Annotated in this window: 6 protein-coding genes; 4 read left to right on the forward strand and 2 right to left on the reverse strand. The window is 59.4% G+C overall.

Annotated features, from left to right (window positions below; genetic code table 11):
- Window positions 1-444: DJ-1/PfpI family protein (locus tag AC1DN0_RS39780; RefSeq protein WP_477146539.1), on the reverse strand; the 444-nt coding region annotated here is incomplete at its 3' end.
- Window positions 445-685: 241 nt separating this feature from the next.
- Between AC1DN0_RS39780 and AC1DN0_RS39785 the strand changes: the two genes are divergently transcribed.
- From AC1DN0_RS39785 to AC1DN0_RS39800, 4 genes are all read left to right on the forward strand, one after another.
- Window positions 686-1,300 carry a response regulator transcription factor gene (locus tag AC1DN0_RS39785; RefSeq protein ID WP_477146540.1) on the forward strand — a complete coding sequence of 205 codons (615 nt, stop codon included), beginning with the start codon at window positions 686-688 and terminating at the stop codon, window positions 1,298-1,300.
- Window positions 1,301-1,446: 146 nt separating this feature from the next.
- Window positions 1,447-2,205, forward strand: a complete 759-nt coding sequence (locus AC1DN0_RS39790; RefSeq protein WP_477146541.1) for an SDR family oxidoreductase — start codon at window positions 1,447-1,449, stop codon at window positions 2,203-2,205.
- Between the two features lie 140 nt (window positions 2,206-2,345).
- Complete coding sequence (locus AC1DN0_RS39795; RefSeq protein WP_459572969.1) at window positions 2,346-3,494, forward strand: MFS transporter; 1,149 nt, start codon at window positions 2,346-2,348, stop codon at window positions 3,492-3,494.
- Between the two features lie 17 nt (window positions 3,495-3,511).
- Window positions 3,512-4,231: a hypothetical protein gene (locus tag AC1DN0_RS39800; protein ID WP_459572972.1), complete on the forward strand. Its 720-nt coding sequence runs from the start codon at window positions 3,512-3,514 to the stop codon at window positions 4,229-4,231.
- Between the two features lie 311 nt (window positions 4,232-4,542).
- On the opposite strand, the gene ltrA is transcribed toward AC1DN0_RS39800, so the two are convergent.
- Entirely contained in the window at window positions 4,543-5,847 is a 1,305-nt protein-coding gene (ltrA, locus tag AC1DN0_RS39805; protein WP_477104151.1) for a group II intron reverse transcriptase/maturase, read from the reverse strand.
- Window positions 5,848-6,381: the final 534 nt, after the last annotated feature.

A 6,381-nucleotide genomic window follows, 5' to 3' on the forward strand; every position in this document is an offset into this window, starting at 1 on the left:
AATGTTTCCGTCCTGCACAAAAATCCGATCCTCGTCGACACGAACCTGAGGAAAGGTTTCCTGCAATCGTCTGGCATGCAGCCAGTGGGTGGTAGCAGTCTTTCCGTCCAGCACGCCGGCCTCTGCAAGCGCGAACGCGCCCGTGCAGATGCCCGCGACACGTCGTGCCTCGTGGGCCGCACGGCTGATGTAGGACTTCAGCCCGGGATCCAGGGGGCCCGGGACACGAATCCCCGCAACCATCAACGTATCGGGCATCGTGTCGAATTTGGTGGTCACGATCCCCAAGCCAATCGTCGAATGAACGATACCTCCGTATTGGGAGAGGATCGTCATGCGGTAGCCCTCTTCGCCGAGCTCCACATTGGCCAGTTCAAACGCGGATAGCGCCGAGAGACCGATGACCTGGAATCCATTTTCTAGAATCAAGCCGATTTGCCGCATTGCTTCTTTCTCGTTACGTCAGCGTCCCAATGACAGTTTCGTGAGACTCTCGCGCAATCTATTCCCGGCGCCCAACGCCGTCAAGTCGACTGCCTGAGTCGAGCGCCGCGCAGCCTGAAGATGTCCGGAATCTCCGCGATTTCGTCTGTCCGCGGAGACACGTCCAACCCTATCCTTGCCATGCCTTCGCGGCGCCCCCGCAGGCATGGGGCTCCGCCCCGGAACCGGCAACCGAACAAGCATGCCCAGCAATCGCACATGCGACGAGCGGCCACTCGTCTGCATCGTCGACGACGAAGATGCAATCCGCACATCTTTGTCCAGCCTCCTCCGCTCCGCCGGCTTTGCCGCGTGTACCGTCGAGGGCACAGCCACCTCTAACGCGTCCGAGAAGCCGGACCGACCGAGCTGCTTGCTGCTCGACGTCCGCCTGCAAGGTGAAAGCGGACTCTACTTTCAGCAAAAGGCCACCGAGGTCCATCGCATGCCCTTCATCTTCATGACGGGCTTCCCCGACATCGGCAGTTGCCTGCGCGCCATGAAAGCAGGTGCCTCGGACTTTCTGCTCAAGCCGCTTTCCGATCATCAGGTGATCGAGTCGGTTACAGCTGCGATCGCCGAGGATGGAGTTCGGCTGCGTGCAGAGCGCTTGCGCACTGAATGGCTCAATGCCTACCAATCGCTCACGCACAGGGAGCGCGAAGYGCTAGTTCATGTAKTCCGYGGTGCGAWGAACAAGCAGATWGCAGCCGAACTTGGCATCGGCGATATCACCGTCAAGGTACACCGCGCTGCGGCGATGCCTAGCCGACATTGTGCGCAAAGCCSACCTAATCGGYCTCACACCGGACAGTGATGATCGYCTCCCCGATCATTTTGTCCCGAATCGACGGATTAATGACATGTGAAACCGCATGGGTTTCCACCACATTAGAGGGCAAGTGGCGCTGCTGTCTGAAGCACTGAGGCAAGCGCTTTCTCTTCTAACGAAAGGATGTGGTAATGCAACTCACCGGGAACACCATCTTTATTACGGGCGGGACGTCGGGCATTGGCCTGGAGTTGGCGAAGGCCTTCCATGCCTTGGGAAACAAGGTCATCATTGCTGGACGCCGCAAAGCACTTCTGCGGCAGATCTCCGCGGAGTATCCCGGCATCGATGGCGTCGAACTCGATATTTCCGASGCTGCCGACATCGCGCGYGTGGCGAAGGACTTGATCTCGGACTATCCSACGCTGAACGTTCTGATCAACAACGCGGGCATCATGCCGTTTGACGACGCSTCSACYMCCGTCGAGGAYGCCRCGTCTCGCAGCATCCTCGACACMAACCTCTTGGGCCCGATCCGCATGACATCGGAGCTCGTCGAGCATCTGAAGGGTCAACCTCGCTCGACGATTATCTACAACACGTCGGTGCTGGCGTATGTCCCGATCGCCACTAAYGCRGTSTAYTCCGCATCGAAAGCGGCGCTGCACTCTTATGCCCTGTCGCAGCGCTTCATGCTCCGCGCGACCAACGTGACAGTCCAGGAGATCGCACCGCCTTGGGTCGACACCGACCTCGTCAAGAAGAGCGGCGATCCGCGTGCCATGCCCYTGGACGCGTTTATCGAAGAAACCATGCGCGGCCTCGGGACCGAAGAGCATGAGGTGTTTGTCGAGTCCATTCGCGCCATGCGCGATAACCCGGGACTCGGCGAGCATCAGTTGGTTCACGACTTCAACCAGTACATCGCCGATAACCCCATCCCGGTTTAACGAGAAGCCTGGCGCCCCGGCCCGGAGTGCCAGTGACCACGCGCAGGAGAAGATCTGTGTCACACAATAGCCGTGCGGTAACGGCACCCGCGGCCTCCGCGGTACCCGCCCCCGAACGCAACGACTCGCTTGTACCCGCCTTGTTTCTGGCGCTCGGCACGTTTGCGATTGGCACCGAGGGATTCATGATTGCGCCTCTGCTATCTACGATGGCAGCCGATTTCGGGATGACCGTGCCACATATCGCACTGCTCGTCGTGGTATTCACACTGACCATGGCCGTGAGTTCACCTGTCGCGACGGTCATGACGGCGCGATTACGGCGTCGCAGCGTACTGCTGTTCGCCATGACCATCTTTGGCGGAGGAAACCTGCTGGCCGCCTGGTCGCCCAGCTTCGGGCTGCTGATGACCGCACGCGTGATGATGGCCGTTGCTTCTGGTCTATATGTGCCCAACGCCAACGCCCTTGCCGGTGCGATCGTATCTGCTAGCAAGCGAGGCCGGGCGTTGGCCATTGTGAGCGGGGGTATGACACTGGCGATCGCGCTGGGCTTGCCTCTTGGCGGCGTAGTGGGACATGCCTTCGGCTGGCGTGCCACCTTTCTGGCGGTCGGCGCGATGAGCCTGACGGCGATTGCAGGGATTCTCGTCGGCGTCGCCCGGGATGCCGGTGCTGGCATTCCTGTGGCAACGCTATCGCAACGGCTCTCAATCGCCCGTCAGCCTGCCGTCGTCCGATTGCTTTCGGTGAGCCTATTCTGGTCCATTGGTGCCTATGCTGCATATCCCTATATCGCAGCCTACCTCTCTCGCGTGCTTGAATTCGACGCAGTTGGCATCAATGCGACTGTTTCGATGTGGGGCCTGGCGGCGGCAGTGGGTGTTACGGCGGGAGGGACGCTGACGGACAAGTTTGGCTCGAGCCGGGTGGCGCGCTACTCGCTTTTCGCCCTGGCACTTTCATTCTGGGCGCTCGCCTTGTCGGCCTCCACGCATTCGGCGGGCCCGGCGCTGTTACCAGTCCTGGCGGCGATCGCGGTATGGGGCTTCGCCGTCTGGGCGTTCTTCCCGGCACAGATGTCGCGCCTGATGGCAGCCGGCAGCCCGTCCCAGGCACCGCTCTCGCTGGCCTTAAACACGTCGACCATGTACTTCGGCTTTTCCATTGGCAGCGCGATAGGTGCGGCGATTCTGGCGACTGAGGCAATCTGGGGCATTGGCCTATTCGCCGGCGCGTGTGAGATGGTCGCCCTTATTCTCAATCGCCATGTGGCACAGGCTAGGTAATGAAAAAGGTCCATTCTATGAACAGCATCGCGAAAGCCATCATCGACGCCCACGGGGGCATCACCCAATGGCGGAAATTTACAAAGGTCCAGGCCGACTTGAGCCAAGGTGGGGCACTATGGGCTATCAAATCCCAACCCGGTGTACTCGACACGACTACGGTCACAGTAAGTACCGACAGGCAATGGGCATCACACGAACCGTTCGGAACGCTCGCGAGCAGGAGTGACTTTATGGGACGCCGAATCGCTCTACTAGATGCGGCTAACCAAGTTCTGCAAGAGCGTATGCAGCCCCGCACCTCGTTCGAAGGACACAAGCTGGAAACCCCTTGGGATCCCCTGCAGCTAGCCTTCTTCGCTGGCTGTGCGATGTGGACCTACCTGAATACACCATTCTTGCTCGCATGGGACGGTGTAGTGTGCGAGGACGCTGGGACATGGACAGAGCGCGGCGAAACGTGGCGCAAGATCGAGGTGCGCTACCCAGATTCGCTAGAGGTCTTCAGCAATGCACAGGCAATCTACGTTGATTCCGACAATCTAGTACGCCGCCTCGACTATGACGTGGAGATCGCCGGCAATACAGCCGGAGCGCATTACGTCGGCGACTACATCACGGTTTCAGGCATCCGCTTCCCGACAAGACGTCGTATCTATCCGCGCCTGCCCGACGGTCAAGCGATCCCGGAGCCGCTGGTCGTCTCGATTGATGTCAACAACATTACCCTTAGCTGAAGAAGGAGTTACGCAGCGCGAGGAAGTATGTCGCGGCATTCTAGCCATATCTTTGCCCCCAGAATGCACGCCAACACGCTCTCCATTGCGCTCAATCGACTCATTTTTCCTAGCCTGCGGCTTCTCTAATCTTGTAGGGTCGAGAACTGGCGCGCGCACGTTAGGCTCCGGTGGCAGTTCCACTGCTTTCGCAGTGGGCCTCAGTCCGGCTGCCGTGGCCACGTTTCCAGCTCCCGCCTCATCGAACGCAGCGGGCCGTTTTCCGGCACTACGCTCTCCTGCCTGCTTCATGTCAACGCTTATGGGACCTATCATGCTGGGGACGCTTTCATTTGCGTTTTGTAGCGAACCTTATAGCCATTGAACAGCTTCAGTTCGCCATACAACCACCGCTTACTCCACGTCTCCCAGCCGAAGCCCTGTTGCTGCCGGGATCGCTGCATGTGGCGCCTGATCTTCTTTTCCACCCAGTCTTTCACGAAGCTGAAGCACTCACTGGAATGTCCAACAGCGAAGTAGTTCACCCAGCCACGTAGCACCGGGTTGATCAATTCGACAACACGGCCCACCGGCTGCGACTTATATCGCCTGAACACATCCTTGAGCTTTCGCAGTAACGTCGTTCGCTTTTTCAGCTTGGGCGTGTACTGCGGTCGCCACACCTTGTTCCGGATGCTTCGGATGCGACGGAAGTCGAAGCCCAGAAAGCCGAAGCTCTCTCCACATGCCAGATTCACGGTGCGGCTCTTCTCTTCATTGATTTCGACCTGCAGTTTGGCAAATTCTTCCCGAAGGCGTCGGGTCACGGCCCCGAGCAACCACGCATGGCGCGGGTGGGCATTGATCAGCACGACCAGGTCGTCAGCGAAGCGGGCATACTCGACGTGAGTGTACTTCCCTTCGCGCGTGGTATCCTTCGCGCGCTCCAGCATTTGATCCACCTCTGTGAGATAGATATTGCTGAGCAGCGGCGAAATCACCCCGCCCTGCGGAACGCCTTGTTTGCCCGATGCAGTCAGCATCAGCTTTAGCAGATGCATGACGTCCCGATCATTGATCCGCCGCGCCACCTTGCCGAGCAGCAGATGATGCCGCACGGTGTCAAAGTAGGCGCGTAGATCCAGATCTAAGACCAGGGTTTTCGCCTGCACGATCGCCGTCGCCACTCGCTGCACCGCTTCATGTGCGGTCCTCTTGGGACGATAGCCATACGACCCCGGCAGGAAATCTGCCTCGAAGATCGGTTCCAGTATCAGCTTGAGCGCACCCTGGACCACTCGATCACGGATAGCGGGTATCGATAGGACGCGGAATTTTCCCCCGTCCTTCGGTATCTCCCTCCTCCGTGCCGGCAGTGGCCGGTAGGTACGGTCCACCAGTTCGCCCCGTATCTGCTCCAGGAACGCCTCCACGCCCTGCGCCTCGATGACCTCGAACGTCACGCCGTCAATACCCGGTGCTCCGTTGTTTAATCTGGCCATCTCGTACGCTTCGCGTAGTGCCTCCGTCTTGCAGACATGGACGTACAAGCCCCAGAAACGCCAGGACGGTTCAGTCTTCGCCTTGACGTATAGTCCCCGCCTCAGGTCCTGCAAACTAACGGACGTCTTTGTCATCTCGTCCTTGCCTCCCATGTTGTTGAGGACGTTACAAACAGCAGGGCCCCTTCGCTCCGCCAGCGTTACCCGGCTTCACAGCTACTACGGACCCATCCGCCACCCTCTCGCCTTCGATCCACTTCCCGGGTTCTCCGGTTATAGAACCTACCTTGCTCCGACGATTTCGCGCCGGGGCGAGGAGGGCTTCTCCAGTTGCTTAGCGTGTCCTTGTCATCGTGCCGTCGCTTACACCCCGCCGAAGTGAAGTAGCCGTGTCGGTCAGATTTCGGCTACCCATGCTGCCTTCGCCTACACAGTGAGGGCTCGGCCTTCGGGTCTATTGTTTTCGAGGCCACATCCGCGTTCACTTTGGTTACGGCCCGATGACTCGCGCGGCCCCCAAGTGTTACGTCCCGGGCTATTTGAGGAGCGGCGTCGCGAGCTATTCGAGGTGAGACGTCGGCAATCGTCGCGGGTTGCCGGAGGCGCAGAGCAACTCCGGCGTAGCGTGAGATGGAATGAGGCGAAGTCCGAGAATCGTCGCACGATGAA

Source organism: Cupriavidus sp. 05N39 (assembly GCF_056397325.1).

Coding starts and splice junctions, on each gene's coding strand:
- AC1DN0_RS39800 (WP_459572972.1), top strand. CDS start 3,512: ATGAACAGCATCGCGAAAGCCATCATCGACGCCCACGGGGGCATCACC.
- ltrA (WP_477104151.1), bottom strand. CDS start 5,847: ATGACAAAGACGTCCGTTAGTTTGCAGGACCTGAGGCGGGGACTATAC.